The following is a 25,632-nucleotide window of genomic DNA, read 5'->3' as shown; positions in this document are numbered from 1 at the left end:
GCCAGGGGGTCCGGGGGTCTGCTGCGAGGAAGTCACCGACCGATCATCGCAAGAACGGCGGGGGCCCACTGTTCAGCACGCCCGGGTTGACGCTAGCGTGGTGGCACCTTTGCACACGCGGGAGCTCGGAGCACCGGGCTGAGAGGGCGCTGATCACCGTACGCGCGCATGACGTACGTACGGGAAGAGGCTGCGCCGACCGCCGAACCTGTTACCGGGTAATGCCGGCGTAGGGAGATCGGTCTCATGACCATTCAGGATGCACGCACGCCTGCCACCAGCCAGGACGAGCGCAAGCCCGGCTGGCACAAGGGGTACGTCGAGGGATCGCGCCCCGACCTCCGCGTACCGGTCCGTCAGGTGCACCTCACCAACGGCACGGACGTGACGCTGTACGACACGTCCGGGCCGTACACCGACCCCGCCATCGACACCGACGTCCGGCGGGGCCTGGCGCCGCTGCGCGAGAACTGGATCATCGGCCGGGGCGACACCGAGGAGTACGCGGGCCGCCCGGCCCGCCCCGAGGACGACGGGATCAAGCACACCTCGCCGCGCGGAGGGGGACTCAAGAACCTCGACGCGGTCTTCCCCGGTCGCCCGCGCCTGCCCCGGCGGGGCCGCGACGGCCAGGCGGTGACGCAGCTCGCGTACGCCCGCCGGGGTGAGATCACCCCGGAGATGGAGTACGTCGCCATCCGCGAGAACGTCTCCCCCGAGGTCGTCCGCGAGGAGATCGCCGCAGGTCGTGCCGTACTCCCGGCGAACGTGAACCACCCGGAGATCGAGCCGATGATCATCGGCAAGCGGTTCCTGGTGAAGGTCAACGCCAACATCGGCAACTCCGCCGTCACCTCCTCCATCGAGGAGGAGGTGGAAAAAATGACATGGGCGACCAGGTGGGGCGCGGACACGGTCATGGACCTGTCCACCGGCCGCAACATCCACACCACCCGCGAGTGGGTGCTGCGCAACTCCCCCGTGCCGATCGGCACCGTGCCGCTCTACCAGGCCCTGGAGAAGGTCGACGGCCGGGCCGAGGAGCTGACCTGGGAGATCTACAAGGACACGGTCATCGAGCAGGCCGAGCAGGGCGTCGACTACATGACGGTCCACGCCGGCGTGCTGCTGCCGTACGTGCCGCTCACCGCCCGCCGCAAGACCGGCATCGTCTCGCGCGGCGGCTCGATCATGGCCGCCTGGTGCCTGGCGCACCACAAGGAGAACTTCCTCTACACGAACTTCGAGGAACTCTGCGACATCCTGGCGACCTACGACGTCACCTACTCGCTGGGTGACGGGCTGCGTCCCGGCTCGATCGCGGACGCCAACGACGAGGCGCAGTTCGCCGAGCTGCGGACCCTCGGCGAGCTGAACACGATCGCCAAGCGGCACAACGTCCAGACGATGATCGAGGGCCCGGGCCACGTCCCGATGCACAAGATCAAGGAGAACATCGACCTCCAGCAGGAGATCTGCGAGGAGGCGCCGTTCTACACCCTCGGCCCCCTGACCACGGACGTCGCGCCCGCCTACGACCACATCACCTCCGGTATCGGCGCCGCGATGATCGCCTGGTGGGGTACGGCGATGCTCTGCTACGTCACCCCCAAGGAGCACCTGGGCCTGCCGAACCGCGACGATGTGAAGACCGGTGTCATCACGTACAAGATCGCGGCGCACGCGGCGGACCTGGCGAAGGGGCACCCGGGGGCGCAGGAGTGGGACGACGCGCTGTCGGACGCGCGGTTCGAGTTCCGCTGGGAGGACCAGTTCAACCTGGCGCTCGACCCGGACACGGCCCGCGAGTTCCACGACGAGACGCTGCCCGCGGAGCCGGCGAAGACCGCGCACTTCTGTTCCATGTGCGGTCCGAAGTTCTGCTCGATGAAGATCTCGCAGGACATCCGGCGCGAGCACGGGGGCGACCTGAAGTCGCGGGAGATCGAGGCCGGCATGGCGGAGAAGTCGGCGGAGTTCGCCGCGTCCGGCAACCGGGTGTACCTCCCGCTGGCGGAGTAGCCACGGGACTCCGCCCCGTCGTGTCCGGGGCGGGTAGGGGCCCGGGTACGGACCGCATGGCCGCGGGGGGCCGTGCGGCCCGTACCCGGCTCGGGCCGCGTCCTTGGACGTCCTCGCCGGTCAGGCCGGTACGTGCGCGGGCCACGGCCGGTGCGACGCGTGCGCGGGCGGTGTCGGGCCTCCGCGTCCTCGGGCGGTGTGAGTCGTGTCAGTCCGGCACGTTCTCGGGGGGCCCGAAGTCCGGGCTGGAGAAGTCCGGACTGCTGTACGACGGTCGGTTGCCCGAGGCGCCCTCGCCGGGGCTGGAGAAGTCCGGGCCGCTGTACCCGACCTTCGGGATCCGGGAGACCGGACGGGGCCTGGGGGTGGGGGCGGGTCGAGCGGCGCCGGGGTCGGCCAGCGCGTCTCGCAGGAACGGCAGGATCCCCCGTTCGAGCAGGGCGTGACGCCAGGCATCCCTCGCGAGGGACAGCTCGTCCCCCGCGGCGGCCCCGGAATCCGCCGCCACCTCGGTGGCTCTGTTGCGCAGCGCCGTGACGAGCAGTCCGGCGGCCGCGCAGAGCAGCCCGGCCGCGGCGACGGCGCCGAAGAACCAGCCGGCCGTCAGCAGGGTGTCGGCGAACTGCAGTGCCGGGGCCAGGACTTTCAGGACGGCCCCGACCAGCAGGAAGATCACCGCCGCGGTGCCCGCGAGCACGGGCGCCAGGACCGTGACGATCGCGACGACGCCCGCGCCGGGACCGCCGCCCGCCCCGTCGCCGTCCGCCGCGAGGACGGCGCCCATGACACTCGTACCGCTGGAGCGTCCCTGCTCACGTATCTTCACGAAGTGGTCGTACTCGGGCGCGGCCGCGGCCGTGATCAGGGCCGTCGCGCTCAGTGCCATCGCGCGCAGTTGCGCGGCCGTGAGTCTGGTCCCGACCTCGGCGAGATCCGGACGGTCGTGCGCGTGACGCAGTGCGTCGTCGAGGACGCGCTCGAACTCGGAGCGGTCCTCGGTCAGCAGGTGCGGAGCCACGTTCATGTGCATCCCCCGATGCTCCGTAGGGCCGGACCGCCCGCGGACGTGCGGGCGGTTGGCGGAAACGGAGGAGAGCCTGCTACGGATGTGCCGATGGTATTCCGGTTACGCCACAGGGTGACAGGGGGTTTCCCGAAATCGCCTGCCCCGGATGCGCAGGGTTATCCATCAGCCGTTCAGGGGGAGTTGGACGACCAGAAGCTTTCCGGCCATGGTCACGCCGCCGTCCATGGCGATCGCCAGACCGTCCGCGTACACGTGCGGTCCGTCGACGACCGGGTCCGAGCCGCTCTCGCCGTCCTCCGTGCCGACCTGGCCCAGGAGGTACGGGATGGGGCTGTGACCGTGGACGACGCGGCGGCCGCCGTAGGTGTCGAGCAGCTCCCGCACCGCCTCGGGGCCGCCGTCGTCACGGAAGGCGAAGCGCTTGGTGAACTTGCGGAACAGGTCCCAGACCTCGTCGGCGTCGTTGCGGTTGATGATCTCGTGGACCGTCTCGTTGACGTCCTCGATGGTGCTGCCGTAGTCGAGGTACGCGGTGGTGTCGGAGTGCAGGAGGAGGTGCCCGTCCTCCTCCACGACGGCGTCCAGCCGGGACATCCACTGCAGATGGACGTCCTGGAGGCGGTCCATGTCGTACTTCTGCCCGCCGTTGAGCAGCCAGGCCGCCTGGAACGTGGCGGTGCCGGCGCCGGAGTTCACCGGCGTGTCGGCGAAGCGCTTGGCACCGATCAGGAGCAGTTCGTGATTGCCCATCAGGGCCTTGCAGTAGCCGCCGGCGGCGGCGGCCTCGGCCGACAGGCGCATGACGAGGTCGATGACGCCGATGCCGTCGGGCCCGCGGTCGGTGAAGTCGCCGAGGAACCAGAGGCGGGCGTTGCCCGCGGCCCAGCCGCCGTTCTCGTCGATGAGGCCCTGGGCACGCAGGGCCGCGACGAGTTCGTCGAGATAGCCGTGGACGTCGCCGACGACGTAGAGCGGGCCGGGGCCGTCACCCGTCACCGGTGCCTGCGCGGGGGCCGGGGCCGGCTCGACCTGGACCTGGACCGTGTCGCCCCGGTTGATGACCGGCAGGTCGCGCTCGGTCGGGGTGTAGCCCTCGGGGAGGTCGCCCTCCGGGAAGGCGTTGCCGGGGTGGCCCGCCGGGTCGGCCGGGACGGAGGCGGTCGGCACGGCGGCGGCGGGGCTCTCCGTACGGGTGGCCATGACATGGCCGAGGTGGAGTGTGCGGTCGAGCGCGGCGCCGGACGCGCCGACTCCCGGCGCTCCCATGCCCGGTGCTCCCAGTGCTCCCAGTGCTCCCGGTGCGGCGGAAGCGGCACGTGGCGCGGGCGCCACCGGCGCCGCGGGAACGCCCGCGACGGGTGCGCCCGGGCCGCGGTCCGCCGGCGCTCCGGGGAGACCCGGAGCCTCGGCGGGCGGCTCGGTGGCATGGCCCTGCACGGGCACCCGGGCGTACGGCGGTACGCGGAAGTCACGCAATGTCGCCGTGCGCACCACGGGTTCCTGCCCGGCCCCCTGAGTCATCGACCCCTCCACCACCGTCGCGATGCCCTGCACATCGCGGACCCTGCCTGGTCGGGGTGGTCCGCGGTGTCGTGCGCCCATCATAGGAATGAGGGTCCTCCTGTGTGACGCACCAGGGGTGGTGAATCCGGGTCCACTCCGGGTTCACCGGTTGTTTCGCCCGAATTGAGAAGGTCTAGGCCAGGGTTCGAGCCGGGCCGGCTCTCGGTTTGGGCCGGACATCGGCGCGTACGCGACCCTGGGGTCCTTCGTTCGCGTGGTCCTTCCGGCCCCTTCCGGGCTCTTCCAGGGTCTTCCGGACCCTTCGGGTCCTCCTGGATCCTCCGGTCCTTCCGAGCCCTTCTCAGTCCTTCTCGTCCTTCGAGGGGGAGCGTGGCGGACTGACGGTCGTCCGGGGTGAACGCCTCTGGGAGGAGGTCCGGACGATGAGTTCGGTCGGTATCACCCGCTCGACCGGTCCGTCGGCGTCGTTCCCCTCGATGGCGTCGATGAGGAGCTGGACGACGGCGGTGCCGATCCGGCGCGGCTTGAGCGAGAGGGTCGTGATGGGCGGTTCGGTGGTGGCATAGACGGTCGACTCGCTGCAGCAGACCAGCAGCAGGTCGTCCGGTACCCGCAGCCCGTAACGGCGCGCGGCCGCCAGGAGGTCGGTTCCGTTGGGGTCGAAGAGCCCGTACACGGCGTCGGGGCGATCGGGGCGGGCGAGCAGCCGGTCGGCCGCGACGGCGCCCGCGCACGGATCGTGCGCCGGATAGGCCTCGTAGACGGGATCCTGTCCGACCCGCTCGCACCAGTTGAGGTACGCGGTGGTGGACAGGCGGGTGTAGGTGTCGGTGGTGGTGCCGGTGAGCAGCCCGATCCTGCGGGCGCCCGCGGCGGCGAGGTGGTCGAGGAGGTCGAGGACGGCGGCTTCGTGGTCGTTGTCGACCCAGGCGGTCACCGGGAGGGTGCCGGCGGGTCGGCCGTCGGAGACGACGGGCAGGCCCTGGCGGACCAGCTCGGTGACGACGGGGTCGTGGTCGGAGGGATCGATGACGACGGTCCCGTCGAGGGCGACGTTCGACCAGACGTCATGGCGGGAGGTGGCGGGGAGGATGACCAGGGCATAGCCGCGGGCGAGCGCGGCCGAGGTCGCGGCTCTGGCCATCTCCGCGAAGTACGCGAATTCGGTGAAGGTGAAAGGTTCATCCCCGTAGGTCGTCACGGTCAGGCCGATGAGGCCCGACTTGCCGGTACGGAGCGTGCGGGCCGCCGCGGATGGGCGGTAGCCCAGCCGGTCTGCGACTTCGCGAACGTGGCGGCGGGTGGCGTCCGGGAGCCGGCCCTTACCGTTGAGAGCGTCGGAGACAGTCGTGATGGAGACCCCGGCGGCGGCGGCTACGTCCCGGATGCCCGCTCTGCCCTGCCGGCTTCCCCGGGTCTGTGCCCGGCTCACCTGGTGCTTCCCTGCTGCTGTCATGGCGAGCCGATAGTAGGGCGAGGGCGGGTGGGTGAGCCGGTCGCATATTCACTCGTTGACAGGCACGTTTCTGCATGATCCAGATAGGTCAATTGCCTTGGAAATAAAGGTAGTTAGACCGCTGTGCGGTGGATCTAGGGTCGCCGACGGGCATGAGCCTGCCACGGGAGCGATGTCTCGAAGAGGTCTCAACTCACCTCTACGGGGGATGCGCGCCACGGCGCCCGCCACCGGCGCGCGCCACCCGGGCCCGCGCTCCCTCTGTTTTCCACAGCTCGGGGATGAGGTTGTCCACAGCCCATTCGCAGCGGACGGGAATCCTCATAAGGTGAGGAGTATTGGTGGTACGGACGGTCGAGGAGGACCACAGTGAGCTCAGTGAGCGAGACCGGCGGGGCCGGCGGGACGAGCGGCGCGGGCGGCCCGAAGCTGCGTGCCGTGCTGGACGGCATTCCGACGTACAAGCCGGGCAAGCCGGCCGCCGCGGGTGGCCCGATCGCCTTCAAGCTGTCCTCCAACGAGAACCCGTACCCGCCGCTGCCCGGGGTGATGGAGAGCGCGCTGGCCGCGGCCGCGAACTTCAACCGCTACCCCGACATGGCCTGCACCGGCCTGATGCAGGAGCTCGCCGACCGCTTCGGCGTGCCTGTCTCGCACCTGGCCACCGGCACGGGCTCGGTGGGTATCGCGCAGTCGCTCATCCAGGCGACGGCCGGCCCGGGTGACGAGGTCATGTACGCCTGGCGGTCCTTCGAGGCGTACCCGATCATCACGCGGATCAGCGGGGCGACGCCGGTGCAGGTGCCGCTGACCGAGGGCGAGGTCCACGATCTCGACGCGATGGCCGAGGCGATCACCGACCGGACCCGGCTGATCTTCGTCTGCAACCCGAACAACCCCACGGGTACGGCGGTGCGCCGGGCCGAGCTGGAGCGTTTCCTTGGCCGGGTGCCCTCCGACGTCCTCGTGGTGATCGACGAGGCGTACCGGGAGTTCGTCCGCGACACCGACGTGCCGGACGGCATCGAGCTCTACCGCGACCGCCCGAACGTGGCAGTGCTGCGGACGTTCTCCAAGGCGTACGGTCTCGCGGGGCTGCGGGTCGGTTTCGCGATCGCCCACGAGCCGGTGGCGGCGGCGCTGCGCAAGACGGCGGTGCCGTTCGGAGTGAGCCAGGTCGCCCAGGACGCGGCGGTCGCCTCGCTGCGGGCCGAGGACGAACTGATCGGGCGGGTCGGCTCGCTGGTGTGCGAGCGCGAGCGGGTCCACGCCGGGCTCGTGGCCCAGGGCTGGACCGTGCCGGACACCCAGGCGAACTTCGTCTGGCTGCGGCTCGGTGAGCGGACGGTGGACTTCGCGGCGGAGTGCGAGCGGCACGGAGTGGTGGTGCGGCCGTTCGCGGGCGAGGGCGTGCGCGTCACGATCGGTGAGTGCGAGGCGAACGACCTGTTCCTCAAGGCGGCGGAGGGCTTCCGCAAGGAGGGCTGAGGCCGGTCCGTCATCAGGGCTGGTCGGTCACCAGCTCCACCCGGATCGGGTCGCCGTCCCTGACAGTGGCCAGGACGCGCGGGTCGCCGTCGAGCGAGCCCAGCAGGTTGCACGGGGAGGCGAGCCGGCACTCGGCTCCCCGGGATATCGGTGTGGGCCCGTAGGGAAGGGCGAGCGCGTCGCCCTCCGTCCAGAACGCGACCGTGCCCGGCTCCACCACCTGCCGCGCGCCGGCTTCGACGGCGGCGGAGACAGGTGTGTCGAAATACACTTCCTCGCCCCAGGTCCGGGCGGTGGAGGAGATCGGGAGAACCCCCACGAGCGCCTTGCTCGTGGGGGTTTCGTCGATGGTGGCCGTGGTGTGTCCGGCAGGCCAGGAGAGACGGATACGAAGGGTCATGACCCCGATTCAACAATATGTTGAAGGTTGGGGGAAGGGGTGACCTTCGAGTAGGGACCCCCCGGTACTCATACGGATTTCGTATGAGTCATAATGCTTGTGAATGTGAACGCGTTCACAAGCGTGTCACGGTTCATCCCGGGATGGGTGGGATTAAAGGGGCAGGTCGCCCCCTGTGACCACGGCGATGTAAGGAGAAGACGACGTGGACCTCGCTCTGGCGCCAGAGACTCTGGCGCGATGGCAGTTCGGCATCACCACCGTCTACCACTTTCTCTTCGTCCCCCTGACGATCTCCCTCGCCGCGCTCACCGCCGGTCTCCAGACGGCTTGGGTACGCACGGGGAAGGAGAAGTACCTCAGGGCCACGAAGTTCTGGGGCAAGCTTTTTCTGATCAACATCGCGATGGGTGTCGTCACCGGCATCGTGCAGGAGTTCCAGTTCGGCATGAACTGGTCCGACTACTCGCGCTTCGTCGGGGACGTCTTCGGTGCGCCTCTCGCCTTCGAGGCCCTGATCGCCTTCTTCTTCGAGTCGACCTTCATCGGCCTGTGGATCTTCGGATGGGACAAGCTGCCCAAGAAGATCCACCTCGGCTGCATGTGGATGGTGTCGATCGGCACGATCCTCTCCGCGTACTTCATCCTGGCGGCGAACTCCTGGATGCAGCACCCGGTCGGCTACCGCATCAACGAGGAGCGGGGCCGGGCCGAACTCACCGACTTCTGGCTCGTACTCACCCAGAACACCGCCCTCACCCAGTTCTTCCACACGATGACGGCCGCCTTCCTGGTCGGCGGCGCGTTCATGGTCGGCATATCCGCCTTCCATCTGGCGCGCAAGAAGCACATCCCGGTGATGCGGACCTCACTACGGCTCGGACTGATCACGCTGATCATCGCCGGTCTCGGCACGGCGATCAGCGGTGACCTGCTCGGCAAGGTGATGTTCAAGCAGCAGCCGATGAAGATGGCCGCCGCCGAGGCGCTCTGGGACGGCGAGGCGCCGGCCCCCTTCTCGATCTTCGCGTACGGCGATGTCGAGAAGGGCCACAACACGGTGGCCATCGAGGTCCCCGGCCTGCTGTCGTTCCTCGCGAACGACGACTTCACCTCGTACGTCCCGGGCATCAACGACGTCAACAAGGCCGAGCAGGAGAAGTTCGGCCCCGGCGACTACCGGCCCAACATCCCCGTGGCGTACTGGGGCTTCCGCTGGATGATCGGCTTCGGCATGGCCTCGCTGTCCATCGGCATGCTGGGCCTCTGGCTGACCCGCAAGAGGTTCATGCTCCCGCCGGGGATGCGGACCGGTGAGGACGAGGTACCGCACCTGGTCCTGTTCAAGCGGAAGGCTCTCAGCCCGAGGCTCACCCACTGGTACTGGCTCGTCGCGCTCTGGACCATGACCTTCCCGCTGATCGCCAGCTCCTGGGGCTGGATCTTCACCGAGATGGGCCGCCAGCCGTGGGTGGTGTACGGGGTGCTGCGCACCAGGGACGCGGTCTCCCCCGGGGTCTCGCAGGGCGAGGTGCTCACCTCCATGATCGTCTTCACGCTGCTGTACGCGGTGCTCGCCGTGATCGAGGTCAGGCTGCTCGTGAAGTACGTCAAGGCCGGACCGCCCGAACTCACGGAGTCCGACCTCAACCCGCCCACCAAGATCGGCGGGGACGAGCGCGACCCCGACCGGCCCATGGCCTTCTCGTACTGAGGCTCAGGAGATCGAGGCATGGAACTCCACAACGTCTGGTTCGTACTCATCGCCGTCCTCTGGATCGGCTACTTCTTCCTCGAAGGCTTCGACTTCGGCGTCGGCGTCCTCACCAAGCTCCTCGCCCGTGACCGCGCCGAGAAGCGGGTGCTGATCAACACCATTGGCCCCGTCTGGGACGGCAACGAGGTGTGGCTGCTGACCGCGGGCGGCGCGACCTTCGCCGCGTTCCCCGAGTGGTACGCGACGCTCTTCTCCGGGTTTTACCTGCCGCTGCTGATCATCCTGGTCTGTCTGATCGTGCGCGGTGTCGCCTTCGAGTACCGGGTGAAGCGACCCGAGGAGAACTGGCAGCGCAACTGGGAGCACGCCATCTTCTGGACCTCCCTGATCCCCGCCGTGCTGTGGGGCGTCGCCTTCGGCAACATCGTGCGCGGAGTGAAGATCGACGCTCAGAAGGAGTACGTCGGCACCTTCGGGGACCTGCTCAACCCGTACGCCCTTCTCGGCGGCATGGTGACGCTCGGCCTCTTCACCTTCCACGGCGCGGTTTTCGCCGCGCTCAAGACGGTCGGGGACATCCGCGTCCGGGCCCGTGCGCTCGCCCTGAAGCTGGGAGTCGCCACCGCCGTCCTGGCGCTCTGTTTCCTGACCTGGACGCAGGCCGACAAGGGAGACAACGGGAGCCTGGTCGCCATGATCGTCGCCGTGGTGGCGCTGGTCGGCGCCGTGGGTGCCATCAAGGCGGGGCGCGAGGGCTGGTCGTTCGCGCTCTCCGGCATCACGATCGCGGCCGCGGTGGCGATGCTCTTCCTGACGCTCTTCCCGAACGTCATGCCGTCCTCGCTCGATCCCGCGTGGAGCCTTACGGTGACGAACGCGTCGTCGAGCCCGTACACGTTGAAGATCATGACGTGGTGTGCGGCGGTGGCGACTCCGTTGGTGATGCTCTACCAGGGCTGGACCTACTGGGTGTTCCGCAAGCGGATCGGCACGCAGCACATCGCCGACGCCGCTCACTGACGCCGCTCATGAGTGGGAGATGTTTCACGTGAAACCGATCGATCCGCGTCTGCTCCGGTACGCCCGGGCCACCCGCCTCTTCCTGGCGGCGGTGGTGGTGCTCGGTCTCGCCGGAGCGGCGCTGGTCGTCGCCCAGGCGATGCTGATCGCCGACGTCGTGGTCGGGGCCTTCCAGGAGGACCGGTCGGTCCCCGATCTGACCACTCCGTTGCTGCTGCTCGCCGGAGTGGCGGCCGGACGGGCGCTGATCTCCTGGCTCACCGAACTGGCCGCCCACCGGGCCGGCGCGGCGGTCAAGTCCGAGCTGCGGGGCCGGCTGCTCCAGCGGGCGGCCGAGCTGGGGCCGGGGTGGCTGAGCGGCCAACGGGCGGGTTCGCTCGCCGCCCTGGCGACCCGGGGAGTGGACGCCCTTGACGACTACTTCGCCCGCTATCTGCCGCAGCTGGGGCTCGCGGTGGTGGTCCCGGTGGCGGTGCTGGCGAGGATCGTCACCGAGGACTGGGTGTCGGCGGCCGTCATCGTCGTCACCCTGCCCCTCATCCCTCTCTTCATGATCCTCATCGGCTGGTACACGCAGGCGAGGATGGACCGGCAGTGGAAGCTGCTGTCACGGCTCTCGGGGCACTTCCTGGACGTGGTGGCCGGGCTGCCGACGCTCAAGGTCTTCGGACGCGCCAAGGCGCAGGCCGAGTCGATCCGCGCCATCACGTCGGAGTACCGGCAGGCCACGATGAAGACGCTGCGGATCGCCTTCCTGTCGTCCTTCGCCCTGGAACTGCTGTCGACGCTCTCGGTGGCGCTCGTCGCGGTCGGGATCGGCATGCGACTGGTCCACGGCGATCTCGACCTCTACACGGGGCTGGTCATCCTGATCCTCGCGCCCGAGGCCTACCTTCCGATCCGGCAGGTGGGGGCGCAGTATCACGCGGCGGCGGAGGGGCTGGCGGCAGCGGAGGAGATCTTCGAGGTCCTCGAAGCCCCGGTGCGGGAGAGCGGCACCGCGGCCGTACCGTCGACGTCCCCGCGCCTGGAGCTGGAGAACGTGACCGTCCGTCACGCGGGGCGCGCCGAGTCCTCGCTGGACGGAGCCTCGCTGGTCGTCGAGCCGGGTGAGACGGTCGCCCTGGTGGGGCCGAGCGGGATCGGCAAGTCCACGCTGCTCGACGTGGTGCTCGGGTTCGCGACACCCGAGGCGGGAGGAACCGTACGGGTCGGGGGCGCCGAACTCGGCTCGTTGGACCTGGAGCAGTGGCGGTCCCGGATCGCCTGGGTGCCGCAGCGGCCGTACCTCTTCGCGGGCACGATCGCGGAGAACGTCCGGCTGGCCCGTCCCGACGCCACCGACCAGGCGGTCCGGGAGGCCCTGCGGGACGCGGGCGCGGACGGCTTCGTCGACGGGCTGCCGGCGGGCATGGACACCGTCCTGGGCGAGGACGGGGCGGGCCTCTCCGCGGGGCAGCGGCAGCGCCTCGCGCTGGCCCGGGCGTTCCTGGCCGACCGTCCGCTGCTGCTTCTGGACGAACCCACGGCAGCGCTGGACGGCGAGACGGAGGCCGCCGTGGTCGACGCGGTGCGCCGACTGGCGGCCGGCCGGACGGTGCTCCTGGTCGTTCACCGACCGGCACTGCTCGCGGTCGCGGACCGGGTGGTCACGCTGGCCCCGCCGACCGCGAAGCGGGTGCCGGACACCGGCCGCCCCGCCTCCCCGGCACCGCTTCGGGCCGGAGAAGCGGACGGAGCCGAGTCGGCGGTGGCCGCGGAGCCCGTGGACCGTGCCGGGGAGGCGGGCCGGGGTGTCGGTCCGGTGTCGGCCGGCCCCGGACCGGCCGTCATCGGATCCGCCGATACCGACGGCCGGGGCGGCGGCCGGGGTGGGCCCGGCCGGGTCCGTCTCCTCCGGCGGGTCCGTGACATGGCGGGAGAGCTCAAGGGCCGCATGGCGCTCGCGCTGCTGCTCGGCAGCCTGGCCCTGGGGTCGGCCGTCGGGCTCATGGCGGTGTCGGGATGGCTCATCTCCCGCGCCTCCGAGCAGCCCCCCGTGCTCTATCTGATGATGGCCGTCACCGCCACGCGCGCCTTCGGCATCGGCCGGGCCGTGTTCCGGTACGCCGAGCGGCTCGTGTCCCACGACGCCGTGCTGCGGATGCTCGCGGAGCTGCGGGTCTCCGTCTACCGGCGCCTGGAGCGCATCGCCCCCGCCGGACTGCGTCGCACCCGGCGCGGCGACCTCCTCTCCCGGCTCGTCCAGGACGTCGACGCCCTCCAGGACTACTGGCTGCGCTGGCTGCTCCCGGTGGGAGCCGCCCTCGTCGTCGGGGCCGGCTCGGTCGGCTTCACCAGCTGGCTGCTGCCCGAGGCCGGAGCCGTCCTCGCCGTCGGCCTGCTGGCCGCGGGCCTGGCGGTCCCGCTGCTGAGCGGGGTCCTCGCCCGACGCGCGGAGCGGCAGCTCGCCCCCGCGCGCGGCGCCCTCGCCACCACCGTCGTCGACCTGCTGCGCGGCTGCGCCGAACTGACGGTCGCGGGGGCGTTGCGTGACCGCGTCGGCAAGGCCAGGTCCGCCGACCGTACGCTCACCTCCATCGCCTCCCGGCAGTCCGCCGCCACCGCTCTGGGCGCCGGGCTCTCCACGCTGGCGTGCGGGCTGACGGTCGCCGCCGCCGCGGTCGTCGGAGTCCAGGCCGTTCGCGACGGGCGTCTGGACGGCGTCAACCTCGCGGTGGTCGTCCTGACCCCACTCGCCGCGTTCGAGGCCGTCACCGGACTTCCGCTGGCCGTCCAGTACCGCCAGCGCGTCAAGCGGAGCGCCGAGCGGGTGTACGAGGTGCTCGACGCGCCCCTTCCCGTACACGAGCCGGAGCACGCCGCCGAGCCGCCGTCGAGCCCCTTCCCGCTGGAGATCGCCGACCTGCGCGCCCGTCACGCCGGGCAGGAACGGGACGCCCTGGACGGTTTCGGCCTCACTCTGGAGGCGGGGCGCCGGGTCGCCGTCGTCGGTGCCTCGGGCTCCGGGAAGACCACCCTCGCCCAGGTGCTGCTGCGCTTCCTGGATGCCGACGCGGGGACGTACCGGCTCGGCGGGGTCGACGCGGCCTCGCTCGACGGCGACGACGTCCGCCGCCTCGTCGGGCTCTGCGCCCAGGACGCCCACACCTTCGACAGCTCCCTGCGCGAGAACCTGCGCCTGGCCCGTACCGACGCGACCGACGACGAGCTGCGGGCCGCGCTGCGCAGGGCCCGGCTCCTGGAGTGGGTGGACGGGCTGCCCGAGGGCCTCGACACCATGGTGGGCGAGCACGGATCGAAGCTCTCCGGCGGCCAGCGACAGCGCCTCGCCCTGGCGCGGGCGCTCCTCGCCGACTTCCCCGTCCTCGTCCTCGACGAGCCGGCCGAGCACCTCGACCTCGCCACGGCGGACGCGCTCACGGACGATCTCCTGGTGGCCACCGAGGGCCGCACCACCGTCCTGATCACCCACCGGCTGCGCGGCCTCGACGCCGTCGACGAGGTGGTGGTCCTGGACGAGGGTCGTACCGTGCAGCGCGGCGCGTTCGCGGAGCTGGCCGCCACGGCGGGGCCGCTGCGACGGATGCTGGAGCGCGAACGCGAGAGCGACCTGTCGCTGAGCGGGGGCGCCGGCTGATCTGCGCGGCGGTCATGGGCGGCGCCTGACCGAGCGGTCGTGCGCGGCGGCCGGCGGAGGCGGGGCTGAGGTCGTGGGCGGAGCCTGACAGCGGGAGCGCCGCCCGATCGAGGAGGGCGGCGGGCGGAGGGGATCGGGGATCGGCCTGCGCGGATCGTCGTACCAGGCGCCCGACTTTTCTCTCCAAATGGGACTTACTAGGCTCAAGGTCATGACCGCCGCCGTGCCCGACCCTCCGGACGCCCCGTATTCCCAGGCCCCTCACGCCCCCGGGGAGCGCCTGGTCCCGGTGGGCCCCGCGGACCCAGGGACGTCCGACCCCCTCGAAGCCGCGATCCGGGACACCCGCGGCCTTCACGGCCTGTCCACGGAACTCACCGCGCGGGTGCCCCAGCTCCTGGAGGCGATGCGCTCCGTCGGCACCGGCCTGGAACTCCACTCCACCCTCGACCGCATCTGCGAGACGGCCGCCGAGCTCGCCGACGCCCGCTACGCCGCCATCGGGGTCGTCGACGAGGAGGGCGACGGGCTGTCCGACTTCGTCACCCACGGCGTGGACGAGGAGGTGGCGCACCGCATCGGACGGCGGCCCGACGGCCAATCCGGGCTCCTCGGCGCCCTGATCCGGGAACCCCGGACGATCCGGCTCGCCGATCTCTCCTCCGATCCCCGTTCGGCGGGGTTCCCGCCCGGCCACCCTCCGATGAGGAGCTTCCTCGGTGTCCCCATCCGGGTGCAGGGCGAGGTCTTCGGGAACCTTTACCTCTCCGAGAAACGCGACGGCAGCGAGTTCCACGACTACGACGTCCACATGGTCCGGGTCCTCGCCACCGAGGCCGGGATCGCCATCGGCAACGCCCGGCTGTACGAGGCCGCCCGGCAGCGGGAGCGCTGGATCGACGGCTCGGTCGCCGTCACCACCGCGCTGCTCTCCGGGGGAGACGCCGACGACGCCCTGACGGTCGTGGCCGAGCAGGCCCGCCGACTCGCCGACGCGGCGGCCGGGATCGTGCTGCTGCCCGCCGAGGACGGCGGCCTGGAGATCGTCGCCGTCTCCTCCGACACGCCCTCGGAGTCCCTGGGTGTGGTGATCCCGCCGGAGAGCGCGGTGGTGGCACGCCTCCTCGACGGAGAGGCCGTGTTCCTGGACGACGCCTCCACCGATCCGCGGATGATCAGCCGGCTGGCCACCCGGTTCGGGCCCAGCATGCTGCTGCCGCTGCACAGCGGGGGCAGGGTGCTCGGCGCGCTGGCGACACCGCGCGCCAGGGGCGCGCGGCCGTTCACGGAGGCGGAGCGGACGCTGGCGACCCAGTTCGCCTCCCAGGCGGCGCTCGCCCTGATGATGGCCGACGCCCAGCGCGACCGTGAGCGCCTCGCCGTCTACGAGGACCGCGACCGGATCGCCCGGGACCTGCACGACCTGGTCATCCAGCGGCTGTTCGCCACCGGGATGATGCTGGAGAGCGCCCAGCGCAAGTCGCTCGTGCCCGCCGTGCGCGACGGGGTCGGCAAGGCCGTGGACGAGCTCGACGTGACGATCCAGGAGATCCGAACCGCCATCTTCGCGCTGCAGCAGGGGCCGGCCGAGGCCCCGTCGGGCCTGCGGACCCGGGTGCTGCGCGAGATCAACATGGCCGCCGTACCGCTCGGCTTCACCCCTGTGCACCGCTTCCTCGGCGCGATCGACTCCACGGTCGGCGACCTCACCGGCAAGAACCTCGTCGCGGCTCTCCGCGAAGCGCTCTCCAACGCCTTCCGGCACGCCCACGCGACCCGCATCGAGGTCGTCGTGGACGCGGGCGCCGCACTGCCCGACGGCACCGCCGGGGTCCGGCTGTCGGTCGCGGACGACGGCATCGGCCTCCCCGAGGGCGGCCGTCGCAGCGGGCTGCGCAACCTGGCGCGGCGCGCCGAGTCCCTCGGCGGGTCGAGCTGGTGCGGCCCCGGGATCGGCGAGGACGGCGGCGGTACCACGGTCGTCTGGCAGGCCCCGCTGCAGCCGGCCTCGTCCCCGTAGCCCGTTTGCCCGCCTTCTCCGACGGGCGCGGCCGGTCGTCGGAGGACGGGGTGGGGCCGGGTCAGTCGTCGAGGGTGCCCGCGAGGAGCCGCTCGATGACCACGGCCACTCCGTCCTCGTTGTTGGCGACCGTGTGGCCGGAGGCGGCGGCGAGCACGTCGGGGTGGGCGTTGCCCATGGCGTACGACCGGCCCGCCCAGCTGAGCATCTCGATGTCGTTGGGCATGTCACCGAAGGCAACCACCTCGTCCGCCGAGATACCGCGCTCGGCACAGCACAGGGCCAGGGTCGAGGCCTTGGAGACGCCGAGGCCGCTGATCTCGATCAGGGCAGTGGGGCTGGACCGGGTGATCGACGCCATGTCTCCGGCCGCGACACGGGCCACGGTGAGGAACCCGTCCGGGTCGAGCTCGGGGTGCTGGGCGAGCAGCTTCAAGACGGGGGCGGCGGCGCCCGGCTCCTCCTCGAAGAGCAGCTTCTCGGCGGTGGCGATGGTGGCGCCCGGGTCGAGGAAGAAGGGCGGGTACCCCGGCTCGTAGTGGATGCCGGTGGTCAGCTCGACCGCGAAGGTGGTGCCGGGGGCGGCGTCCCGCAGGGTCCGTACGACCTCCAGGGCGATCGACCGGTCCAGGGGCCGCACCTCGATGAACGTGCCGCCGGCGTGCAGGTCGACGACGGCCGCGCCGTTGGCGCAGATCGCGAGGCCGTGGCCGTGGACGTGGTCGGCGACCACGTCCATCCAGCGGGCCGGGCGGCCGGTGACGAAGAAGACCTCGACGCCGGCCCGCTCCGCGGCGGCGAGCGCCGCGACCGTGCGCTCCGAGACGGACTTGTCGTCGCGCAGCAGGGTGCCGTCGAGGTCGGTGGCGATGAGCCGGGGGGCCGGGGCGGCGGGAAGCGGAGACTGAGGTGAGGTCACCGAGCCATTCTTCCGTACACCGTGCACGGGCGTGCGGGTGGGCGCACATCTGAGTGGTCGGCGCCCGGGCACCTGCCCGGCCGCCGGTCGGCGCCCGCGCACCCGCCCGGCCGCTTCCTTGTGCCCGTCACGCGAGCGCGCCTCCGCCGCCCGTCTTCTGAGCGCCCCCCGCTGGGCGGCGTCCCTGCGCCCACCTCCGCCGCCCCCCCGGCACCGGCTCCGCGGAGGCGCCGCCCCGGCACCGGCTCCCGGCCGTCGTCAGCCGAGCTGGGCCACGGCCTCCGTGGCGATCCGTTCGAAGACCCGCTGGTCGGCGGGGAAGTCCGAGTCGTCGATGGGCCAGTGGATCACCAGCTCGGTGAAGCCCAGCTCCTGATGGCGTCCGGCGAAGTCGACGAAGGAGTCCAGCGACTCCAGCGGACGGCCGCGGTCCGGGGTGAAGCCGGTGAGCAGCACCTTCTCCAGCTCGGCCGTGTCCCTGCCGATCTCGGCGCAGGCCTTGCCGAGCTTCTCGATCTGGCCGCGCAGGGCTTCGACCGACTGCTCGGGGGTGCCTTCCTCGAAGAGCTTGGGGTCGCCGGTGGTCACCCACGCCTGCCCGTGCCGCGCGGCGAGCTTCAGCCCACGGGGGCCGGTCGCCGCGACCGCGAAGGGGAGCCGGGGACGCTGGACGCAGCCGGGGAGGTTCCGGGCTTCCTCTGCGGAGTAGTGGGTGCCGCGCGAGGTGACCGCGCCTTCGGTGAGGAGGCGGTCGAGGAGGGGCAGGAACTCGCCGAACCGGTCCGCCCGCTCGCGGGGCGTCCACGGTTCCTGGCCGAGCGCCGTGGCGTCGAAGCCGTTTCCGCCCGCGCCGATGCCGAGGGTGACGCGGCCGTCCGAGATGTCGTCCAGGGAGATCAGCTCCTTGGCGAGGGTCACCGGGTGGCGGAAGTTCGGCGAGGTCACCAGCGTGCCCAGGCGCAGCCGCCGGGTGGCGGTCGCGGCGGCCGTGAGAGTCGGCAGGGCGCCGAACCACGGGCCGTCGCGGAAGGTCCGCCAGGACAGATGGTCATAGGTGTAGGCGGCGTGGAAGCCCAGCTCCTCGGCGCGCAGCCAGCGGTCACGGCCGCCGTCGTGCCAGCGGTGGACGGGCAGGATCACGGTGCTCAGGCGCAAGGTCATACCCACGAGCGTACGGCCGTCCCGGCGATCCTCCGGGCGTGGTGCGCGGACGCCGGCCACCGGGACCGGTGGGCGCCAGGCGACCGGGAGGGCGGCCGCTCGGTGACCGGGATGGGTGAGCGCCCCGGTCGGCGAGGCTCAGCGGACCCGTGTGCTGAGCCAGGGGCTGAGCGTTCCGGCGGGGACGAGTTCCTTGTACGTCTCGTCGCCGGGCAGGGGGACCACCAGCCACCAGCCCGGCGGGAAGAACCTGCCCTTCACCGAGGCGAGACCGCCGTGGACGGAGCGGAGGAAGGCGGGGACGGAGTCCCGGGGGACGTCGTCGAACTCCACGTCGTCGACGGTGATCCTGGCGTCGTCCTCGGGAAAGAGCCGTACGGTCACGGACGGGGAGCCGCCGAGCTCGACGAAGGCCTCGTGGGGCAGGGAACCGTCGGGGTCGAGGACGGTGAAGGCGTCGGCGGAGGTCCGGCGGGAGGTCCGGTCGGCGCCGATGTCGTCGGTGACGCTGAGGGCGAGGCCGTACTCCCGGGCGATCTCGCGGATCGCGGTGACGGCGGACTCGGTGGACGGCAGATGCGGGTGTCCCATAGGACGATCATGCCGCAGGAGCGGCGCGCCCCCGGCGGCTTCCTCGGGGCCGGGGTGGGCCGGCGTGGGCCTCGGCAGGGCGCGGTGGGCCGGCGTGGGTCTCGTTAGGGCGCGGTGGGCCGGGGCGTTGGTGGGCTCGGCAACTCTTTACTCGGGGAGGCGGAGGAACTCCGGCGGCACCGCGTCGGTGAGCCAGACGCCGTTGGCGCTGACGTGGAACACATGACCGGCCCGGTGCATCGCGCCGGCGTCCACGCTCAGTACCAGGGGCCGGCCGCGTCGCGCGCCGACGCGGGTCGCCGTCTCCCGGTCAGGGGAGAGGTGGACGTGGTGGCGGGCCATCGGGCGCAGGCCCTCGGCCCGGATCGCGTCGAGGCGGGCGGCGACCGTACCGTGGAAGAGGTACGCGGGCGGTTCGGCGACCGGGAGGTCGAGGTCCACCTCGACGGTGTGTCCCTGGCTGGCGCGGATCCGGGTGCCCTCGACCGCGAAGCGCTTCTTGTCGTTGCTCGCGACGACGTGGTCCAGCTCGGCGCGGGTGATCGGGAAGCCGTGCTCCGCCGTGGCCCGCAGGAGGGCGTCGATCTCGGTCCAGCCGTGCGCGTCGAGGACCAGGCCGATTCGTTCCGGTTGGTGGCGGAGGTGCTTGGAGAGGTACTTCGACACCTTCACGGTGCGTCTCTCGTCGAGGGGTCCGTTCATGGCGTCAGGATGCCGGAGAGTGGCCGACGTCACCATCGAATTCCACGCCCAAGGTTTGATCCACAATGAACTCAAGTTATCCACAGGTGAATTGGCAATTCTGTGGACAACGACTCGACGCTATAGGGGTACTTGCCCTATTCAGTTGTTATCAGGCTTAGTTGCGGCAAGGGCGTCCAATGCCCTTGTCTGTACCTCGCGTTCGGCCGCCGCCGCGATGAAGGCGGACACGTTCTCCGCGCCAACGAGCCCCTGGACGGCCCGTATCGTTCCGGCCGGCAGCGCCACCTGACGTGGCTCGTCGTCCCGTACCGGTGCGGGCTCGGCCGACAGGTGGTGCTGGAGGTGGCGCGTGGCGAAGATCCGCATGGCGCGCGCCAGTTCGGCGTCGACCGTCTGCTGGGCGAGGGGCCGCAGCCGACGCACCATCGTCGCCGCTTCCGCCGCGTCCGCGTCCGTCGGAGGCCGATGCTCCAGATAGCGGGCGAAGACGTGCTCGGTCGTGAACTCCAGAAAACGCGAGGCTATGTGCTCGACCTGCACCCGAAGTTCCCTCAGATGGCCGGAAATAGCGGTGAGCGGCACTCCGGCCGCAAACAACTCCGCGGCCACCGCCAGCTCTTGGGGGCTGGGGACGAGGAACTCGTCGTCGCGACCCGGGATCCGCTCCAGCACGCCCAGCTCGATCGCCTCCCGCACCGCCTCCTCGTCCGGCTCGCCGCCGAACGTGGCGTCCAGGTCCGCGCGGGAGATCCGGTCGGCCTCCTCGTCCGTCCACGGCCCGTCCACCTCCGCGACCAGGCCGAGGACCCCGCCGAGCCCCCGCCCCGCGTCCCAGGCCTCCAGCAGCTCCTTGATGGAGGCCAGGGTGTAGCCGCGGTCCAGCAGGTCCGCGATCTGCCGCAGCCGGGCGAGATGGGCGTCGCCGTAGACGTTCGACCGGCCGCGTCGCTCGGGGCGGGGCAGCAGGCCGCGGTCCTGATAGGCGCGGATCGTCCGGACCGTGGCGCCGCTGTGGTGGGCCAGGTCCTCGATCCGGTACTCGGCCGGGGACGGCCGCCCGCCCTCTACCCCCGCTTGTGCCGACTGCTCCGCCACGACCGCTCCCACCGTCTTCCCGCCTGCCGCCCATCCCCTCGGGGACCCTCCTGCGAGGGATGGTACGGTCCGTCGCCCACTGCTCAGGACGGCGGCTCCAGCCGGGCTATCGCCCGCAGGGCCCCGGGGGCGAAACGGGACAAGACGTGCGCCCCGCGCGCCTCGGGCGTGACCGGGACGACCGCCTGGTCGCGCACCACCGCGCGCAAGATCGCGTCCGCGACCTTCTCCGGGGGATAGTTGCGCAGCCCGTACAGCCGCTGGGCCTTCTTCTGCCGGCGCCGCTGCTCCTCCTCGCCGGCGCCGGCGAACCGCGCCGTCGCGGTGATGTTGGTGTTCACGATGCCGGGGCAGATCGCCGAGACCCCGATGCCCCGGTCCGCCAGCTCGGCCCGCAGACACTCGCTCAGCATCAGGACGGCCGCCTTGGACGTGCTGTACGCGGGAAGGGCGCGCGAGGGCTGGAAGGCGGCGGCAGACGCGGTGTTGACGATGTGACCGCCCTGACCCCGCTCGGCCATCTGCCCGCCGAAGACCCGGCAGCCGTGGATGACGCCCCACAGATTGACGTCGAGGACCTTCCTCCACTCCTCGGAGGTGGTCTCGAAGAACGAACCGGTCAGACCGATCCCGGCGTTGTTGACCAGGACGTCGACGATGCCGTACTCACTCGCCACCTTGGCGCCGAGCTTCTCCATGGCCTGCTCGTCACCGACGTCCACGGTCTCGGCCCATGCGGCGGGGGCGCCGATCAGCCGGGACATCTCGGCCGTCCGGGCGGCGCCCTCGCCGTCCCGGTCGACGGCGACGACCCGCGCCCCCGCCTCGGCGAACGCGAAGGCGGTGGCCCGGCCGATGCCGCTGGCCGCGCCGGTCACCAGGACCAGCTGTCCGCCGAACCGCTCGGCGTACTCCGGCCGCGTGCCGCTCGCCGCAGCGTTCCTCGGCGCCTTGGCCGCCGGGTCCTCGTTCGCCTCGACGAACTCGGTGATCCAGGCGGTCAACTGGTCGGGCCGGGTGCGGGGCACCCAGTGCTTGGCCGGCAGGGAGCGCCGGGTCAGGTCCGGCACCCAGGACGCCAGGTCGTCGTAGAGCCGCTCGGAGAGGAACGCGTCCCCGGTCGGGGTGATCAGCTGCACGGGCGCGTGGGCGTACGCGTCGGCGCGCGGCCGGCGCAGCCGCGAGCGGACGTTGTCGCGGTAGAGCCAGGCGCCGTGGGCCGCGTCGTCGGGCAGGGAGGAGGTCGGATAGTCGCCCGTCGGGACCTTCTCGACGCGCTGGAGGAGCCCCGGCCACCGCTTGCCGAGCGGTCCGCGCCAGGCCAGCTCCGGCAGCACGGGCGTGTGCAGCAGATAGACGTACCAGGACTTGGCTCCCTGGCCGAGGAGCTGGCCCACCCGGCGCGGAGTGGGCCGGGTCATCCGCCGCTTGATCCAGTGGCCGAAGTGGTCGAGGGACGGGCCGGACATTGAGGTGAAGGAGGCGATCCGGCCCTCCGTGCGCGAGACGGTCACGAACTCCCAGGACTGCACCGAGCCCCAGTCGTGCCCGACCAGGTGGACGGGCCGGTCCGGGCTCACCACGTCGGCGACGGCCAGGAAGTCGTCCGTCAGCTTCTCCAGCGTGAACCCGCCGCGCAGCGGGGCGGGAGCCGTGGAGCGGCCGTGCCCCCGGACGTCGTACAGCACCACGTGGAAGCGCTCGGCGAGCCGGTGCGCCACCTCCGACCAGACCTCCTTCGAGTCCGGGTATCCGTGCACCAGCAGCACGGTCGGCCGGCTCGTGTCGCCCAGCTCGGCGACACACAGCTCGATCCCGCCCGTACGGACCCAGTGCTCGCGCGCCCCTTCGAGACTCACCTTCACTCCGCCCCCTCCTCAGCCCAGCGCCGCACGTGCGGCAGGTCGTCGTCCAGCCAGAACGCGCTCTGCTCGGGGTCCCGGGAGTCGGTGACGACCAGGATCTCCTCGAACTTCGCGCCCGTCCCCCGGAAACCGAGGTGCGGCTCGACCGCCCACAGCCCCGGGCGGGGCGGGTGGTCGGAGAACGTGTACGGCGACCAGAGCGGCGACCAGCCGTCCCGGTGTCCGTGGATCGCGTCGCTCGCGAGACCTCGGAGCGACTGGGTGCCGAAGCCGAAGAGCGTCGGGGACCAGCGGCGCTCCCTCACCCGGTCGACCTTGTGGGCGATGACGCCGAAGGGATACGCGCGGTGCCGGTTGGCGTAACCCTGGCGGACCATGAGCCGGTCCACGTCCTCGTAGATCTCCCGCAGCGTGCGGCGCTCCCGGACCTCGCTCAGGATCAGCTCGCGGTGCGCCTTCAGGTCGGCGAGCAGCCTGTCGTGGAGCGGATTGAGCCCCAGACAGCCGGAATAGCCGACGTCGGCGGTGTAGCCCTTGTGGACCGGGGCCATGTCGAGGATGAAGGGCATCCCCGCCTCCAGCCGCCGGTCGGTGGGAAAGAACTGCAGGGGGATCCTGAAGCCGACGAAGGCCGTGCGGTCGCCGAACCAGGCGAACGGGCGGTGGAACCAGTCCCGCACCCCCCGCTCACGCAGCCAGTCCCGCTGCATCCGCGCCGCCTCGCGCTCGGTCACCCCCGGCCGGAGCTGGGCCGCGACGGCTTCCGCGCAGGCGTAGGAGAGGCGCTGCACCTCCCGGAACCCCCGCAGTTCCGCGGTCAGTTCGCCTGTCACTGCTGAGGTCATGCCATACGTCCGTCCCGTGTGAGCGTATGCGTGCACTACGCGGCCGTAACTTGACACTGATGAATGTGACAATGCCCGGCGGCTGCGTCAAGGGGCCTGCGCCAGCCTGTGGAAAACCCGCCGCGGCGGAAGGCGCGAACGACTTTGGTCGTTGCTCCCTTACGGGTTCGTACGCCTGGAGTCGGATACGGACCGAGCCGTTGGGCTGACGACTGCCTGTGGTGTGCGCCACTACCGTCGAAGCGTGACTGTGATCGCTACCGAAAGCCTCAGCAAGCGGTTCCCCCGGGTGACCGCTCTCGACCGGCTCTCCCTGGACATCGGGCCCGGTGTGACCGGACTGGTGGGTGCCAACGGAGCCGGCAAGTCCACGATGATCAAAATCCTGCTCGGTCTCTCCCCCGCCACGGAGGGCACGGCCGCCGTGCTCGGCATGGACGTCGCCACCTCCGGCGCCCAGATCCGCGAGCGCGTGGGATACATGCCCGAGCACGACTGCCTCCCGCCCGACGTATCGGCCACGGAGTTCGTCGTCCACATGGCGCGGATGTCGGGGCTGCCCCCCACCGCCGCCCGTGAACGGACGGCCGACACCCTGCGCCACGTCGGCCTGTACGAGGAGCGGTACCGCCCCATCGGCGGCTACTCGACCGGTATGAAGCAGCGGGTGAAGCTCGCCCAGGCGCTGGTCCACGACCCGCAGCTGGTCCTCCTCGACGAGCCCACCAACGGCCTCGACCCCGTCGGCCGTGACGAGATGCTCGGCCTGATCCGACGGGTCTGGACCGACTTCGGCATCTCGGTCCTCGTCACCTCGCACCTCCTGGGCGAGCTGGAGCGCACCTGCGACCACGTCGTCGTCATCGACGGCGGGCGGCTGCTGCGCTCCAGCTCGACCAGTGACTTCACCCAGACCACCACGACCCTCGCGGTCGAGGTCACCGACTCCGACACCCACCCCGACGGCACCCACGCCCTGCGCGCGGCCCTCGCCGCCGCGGGCGTCACCCTCCACGAGGGAGTCGAGGACGGGCTGCCCGGCGCCGGGCACATCCTCCTCGTCGAGGCAGCGGGCGAGGAGACCTACGACCTGGTCCGCGACACCGTCGCCGACCTGGGACTCGGTCTCGTCCGCATGGAGCAGCGACGGCACCACATCGCCGAGGTCTTCCGTCCGCAGGGCTCCCCGGAGAAGCAGGAGGAGGTGCCGGCGCGATGAGCACCCAGGCCCAGACCCCCGAGACCACCCAGATCCACAACATCGGCTACCGCTCCTACGACGGGCCGCGCCTCGGCCGGGCGTACGCCCGCCGCGCGCTGTTCTCGCAGTCGCTGCGCGGGGCGTACGGACTGGGCCGCAGCGCCAAGTCCAAGGTGCTGCCGATGATCCTGTTCGCCGTGATGTGCGTTCCCGCGCTGATCATCGTGGCGGTCGCGGTCGTCACCAAGGCGAGCAAGCTGCCGCTCGACTACACGGCCTACGCGATCTACCTCCAGCTCGTGATCTGCATCTACCTCGCCGCCCAGGCCCCCCAGTCCGTCTCCCGGGACCTGCGGTTCAGGACGGTGCCGCTCTACTTTTCGCGCCCGATCGAGCGGACGGACTACGTCCTCGCCAAGTACGGGGCGATGGCCTCGGCGCTCTTCGTCCTGACGGCCGCGCCGCTGGTGATCCTCTTCGTCGGGGCGCTGCTCGCGAAGCTGGACTTCTCCGACCAGGCCGCGGGCTTCGGCCAGGGGCTCGTCTCCGTGGCGCTGCTCTCGCTGCTGTTCGGCGGGATCGGCCTGGTCATGGCCGCGCTCACCCCCCGCCGCGGCTTCGGCGTCGCCGCCGTCATCGCCACCATGGTGATCTCCTACGGCGCGGTCTCCACGCTCCAGGGCATCGCCTACGGCACGGACAACCTCGACGCCATCAAGTGGATCGGCCTGTTCTCGCCGGTCACGCTCATCGGCGGAGTGCAGAGCGCCTTCCTCGGCGCCAACACCTCCTTCCCCGGCGGGGAGGGCGTGGGCCCGGGCGCCGGAGTCGGCGCCGTGTACCTGCTGGTCGTCCTCGCGCTCATCGCCGGCTCGTACGGAGTCCTGATGCGCCGCTACCGAAAGGTCGGGCTGTGACCGCACTCCCCTCGCCCAC

Annotated in this window: 19 protein-coding genes; 8 read left to right on the top strand and 11 right to left on the bottom strand. The window is 71.3% G+C overall.

Annotated elements, in window-relative coordinates; translation table 11 throughout:
- Positions 1-246 precede the first annotated feature (246 nt).
- Positions 247-2,022, top strand: coding sequence for a phosphomethylpyrimidine synthase ThiC (gene thiC, locus ACZ68P_RS08410; RefSeq protein ID WP_471004195.1), 1,776 nt, complete (start codon positions 247-249; stop codon positions 2,020-2,022).
- Between the two features lie 208 nt (positions 2,023-2,230).
- Here the strand turns inward: thiC and ACZ68P_RS08405 are convergent, their stop codons facing one another.
- The 3 genes from ACZ68P_RS08405 to ACZ68P_RS08395 form a co-directional block, all read right to left on the bottom strand.
- The gene (locus tag ACZ68P_RS08405; protein WP_471004193.1) at positions 2,231-3,052 is read right to left on the bottom strand and encodes a hypothetical protein; all 822 of its coding nucleotides are present in this window, start codon (positions 3,050-3,052) and stop codon (positions 2,231-2,233) included.
- A gap of 159 nt (positions 3,053-3,211) precedes the next feature.
- Positions 3,212-4,570 carry a metallophosphoesterase gene (locus tag ACZ68P_RS08400; RefSeq protein ID WP_471004191.1) on the bottom strand — a complete coding sequence of 453 codons (1,359 nt, stop codon included), beginning with the start codon at positions 4,568-4,570 and terminating at the stop codon, positions 3,212-3,214.
- 343 nt (positions 4,571-4,913) lie between these two features.
- Positions 4,914-6,029, bottom strand: a complete 1,116-nt coding sequence (locus ACZ68P_RS08395; RefSeq protein ID WP_471004189.1) for a LacI family DNA-binding transcriptional regulator — start codon at positions 6,027-6,029, stop codon at positions 4,914-4,916.
- A gap of 378 nt (positions 6,030-6,407) precedes the next feature.
- Between ACZ68P_RS08395 and hisC the strand changes: the two genes are divergently transcribed.
- Positions 6,408-7,517: a histidinol-phosphate transaminase gene (gene hisC, locus ACZ68P_RS08390; protein ID WP_471004893.1), complete on the top strand. Its 1,110-nt coding sequence runs from the start codon at positions 6,408-6,410 to the stop codon at positions 7,515-7,517.
- 13 nt (positions 7,518-7,530) lie between these two features.
- Here the strand turns inward: hisC and ACZ68P_RS08385 are convergent, their stop codons facing one another.
- On the bottom strand, positions 7,531-7,917 hold the full coding sequence (locus ACZ68P_RS08385) for a cyclophilin-like fold protein (protein WP_471004187.1): 387 nt from the start codon (positions 7,915-7,917) through the stop codon (positions 7,531-7,533).
- A gap of 205 nt (positions 7,918-8,122) precedes the next feature.
- Here ACZ68P_RS08385 and ACZ68P_RS08380 point away from each other — a divergent pair, with 205 nt between their 5' ends.
- The 4 genes from ACZ68P_RS08380 to ACZ68P_RS08365 all read left to right on the top strand — a co-directional run bounded on the left by ACZ68P_RS08380 (position 8,123) and on the right by ACZ68P_RS08365 (position 16,314).
- Entirely contained in the window at positions 8,123-9,631 is a 1,509-nt protein-coding gene (locus tag ACZ68P_RS08380; protein WP_471004185.1) for a cytochrome ubiquinol oxidase subunit I, read from the top strand.
- A gap of 18 nt (positions 9,632-9,649) precedes the next feature.
- Positions 9,650-10,654, top strand: a complete 1,005-nt coding sequence (gene cydB / locus ACZ68P_RS08375) for a cytochrome d ubiquinol oxidase subunit II (protein WP_471004183.1) — start codon at positions 9,650-9,652, stop codon at positions 10,652-10,654.
- 28 nt (positions 10,655-10,682) lie between these two features.
- Positions 10,683-14,294, top strand: coding sequence for a thiol reductant ABC exporter subunit CydD (cydD, locus tag ACZ68P_RS08370; protein WP_471004181.1), 3,612 nt, complete (start codon positions 10,683-10,685; stop codon positions 14,292-14,294).
- Between the two features lie 211 nt (positions 14,295-14,505).
- Positions 14,506-16,314 (top strand): sensor histidine kinase, encoded by a 1,809-nt coding sequence (locus tag ACZ68P_RS08365; RefSeq protein WP_471004179.1) that lies wholly within the window; start codon positions 14,506-14,508, stop codon positions 16,312-16,314.
- Positions 16,315-16,375: 61 nt separating this feature from the next.
- Here ACZ68P_RS08365 and ACZ68P_RS08360 read toward each other — a convergent pair whose 3' ends face one another.
- From ACZ68P_RS08360 to ACZ68P_RS08330, 7 genes are all read right to left on the bottom strand, one after another.
- The gene (locus tag ACZ68P_RS08360) at positions 16,376-17,233 is read right to left on the bottom strand and encodes a Cof-type HAD-IIB family hydrolase (protein ID WP_471004177.1); all 858 of its coding nucleotides are present in this window, start codon (positions 17,231-17,233) and stop codon (positions 16,376-16,378) included.
- Positions 17,234-17,491: 258 nt separating this feature from the next.
- Positions 17,492-18,394, bottom strand: a complete 903-nt coding sequence (locus tag ACZ68P_RS08355) for an LLM class flavin-dependent oxidoreductase (RefSeq protein WP_471004175.1) — start codon at positions 18,392-18,394, stop codon at positions 17,492-17,494.
- A gap of 138 nt (positions 18,395-18,532) precedes the next feature.
- Positions 18,533-18,985, bottom strand: a complete 453-nt coding sequence (locus ACZ68P_RS08350; protein WP_471004173.1) for a hypothetical protein — start codon at positions 18,983-18,985, stop codon at positions 18,533-18,535.
- A gap of 147 nt (positions 18,986-19,132) precedes the next feature.
- Complete coding sequence (locus ACZ68P_RS08345) at positions 19,133-19,687, bottom strand: RNA 2'-phosphotransferase (protein ID WP_471004171.1); 555 nt, start codon at positions 19,685-19,687, stop codon at positions 19,133-19,135.
- Between the two features lie 141 nt (positions 19,688-19,828).
- Entirely contained in the window at positions 19,829-20,785 is a 957-nt protein-coding gene (locus tag ACZ68P_RS08340; protein ID WP_471004169.1) for a MerR family transcriptional regulator, read from the bottom strand.
- Positions 20,786-20,868: 83 nt separating this feature from the next.
- Positions 20,869-22,644, bottom strand: coding sequence for an SDR family oxidoreductase (locus ACZ68P_RS08335; RefSeq protein WP_471004891.1), 1,776 nt, complete (start codon positions 22,642-22,644; stop codon positions 20,869-20,871).
- Positions 22,645-22,646: 2 nt separating this feature from the next.
- The gene (locus ACZ68P_RS08330; RefSeq protein WP_471004167.1) at positions 22,647-23,495 is read right to left on the bottom strand and encodes a M24 family metallopeptidase; all 849 of its coding nucleotides are present in this window, start codon (positions 23,493-23,495) and stop codon (positions 22,647-22,649) included.
- Positions 23,496-23,745: 250 nt separating this feature from the next.
- On the opposite strand from ACZ68P_RS08330, the gene ACZ68P_RS08325 reads away from it, so the two are divergent.
- Positions 23,746-24,714 (top strand): ABC transporter ATP-binding protein, encoded by a 969-nt coding sequence (locus ACZ68P_RS08325; RefSeq protein WP_471004889.1) that lies wholly within the window; start codon positions 23,746-23,748, stop codon positions 24,712-24,714.
- Positions 24,711-25,613 carry an ABC transporter permease gene (locus tag ACZ68P_RS08320; RefSeq protein ID WP_471004165.1) on the top strand — a complete coding sequence of 301 codons (903 nt, stop codon included), beginning with the start codon at positions 24,711-24,713 and terminating at the stop codon, positions 25,611-25,613. Before ACZ68P_RS08325 ends, ACZ68P_RS08320 begins: the two co-directional genes overlap by 4 nt.
- Positions 25,614-25,632: the final 19 nt, after the last annotated feature.

Source organism: Streptomyces sp. NPDC036822 (assembly GCF_055609145.1).
The sequence above is the reverse complement of the archived record's forward strand: the minus strand, read 5'-3'. Positions and strand labels throughout refer to the sequence as shown.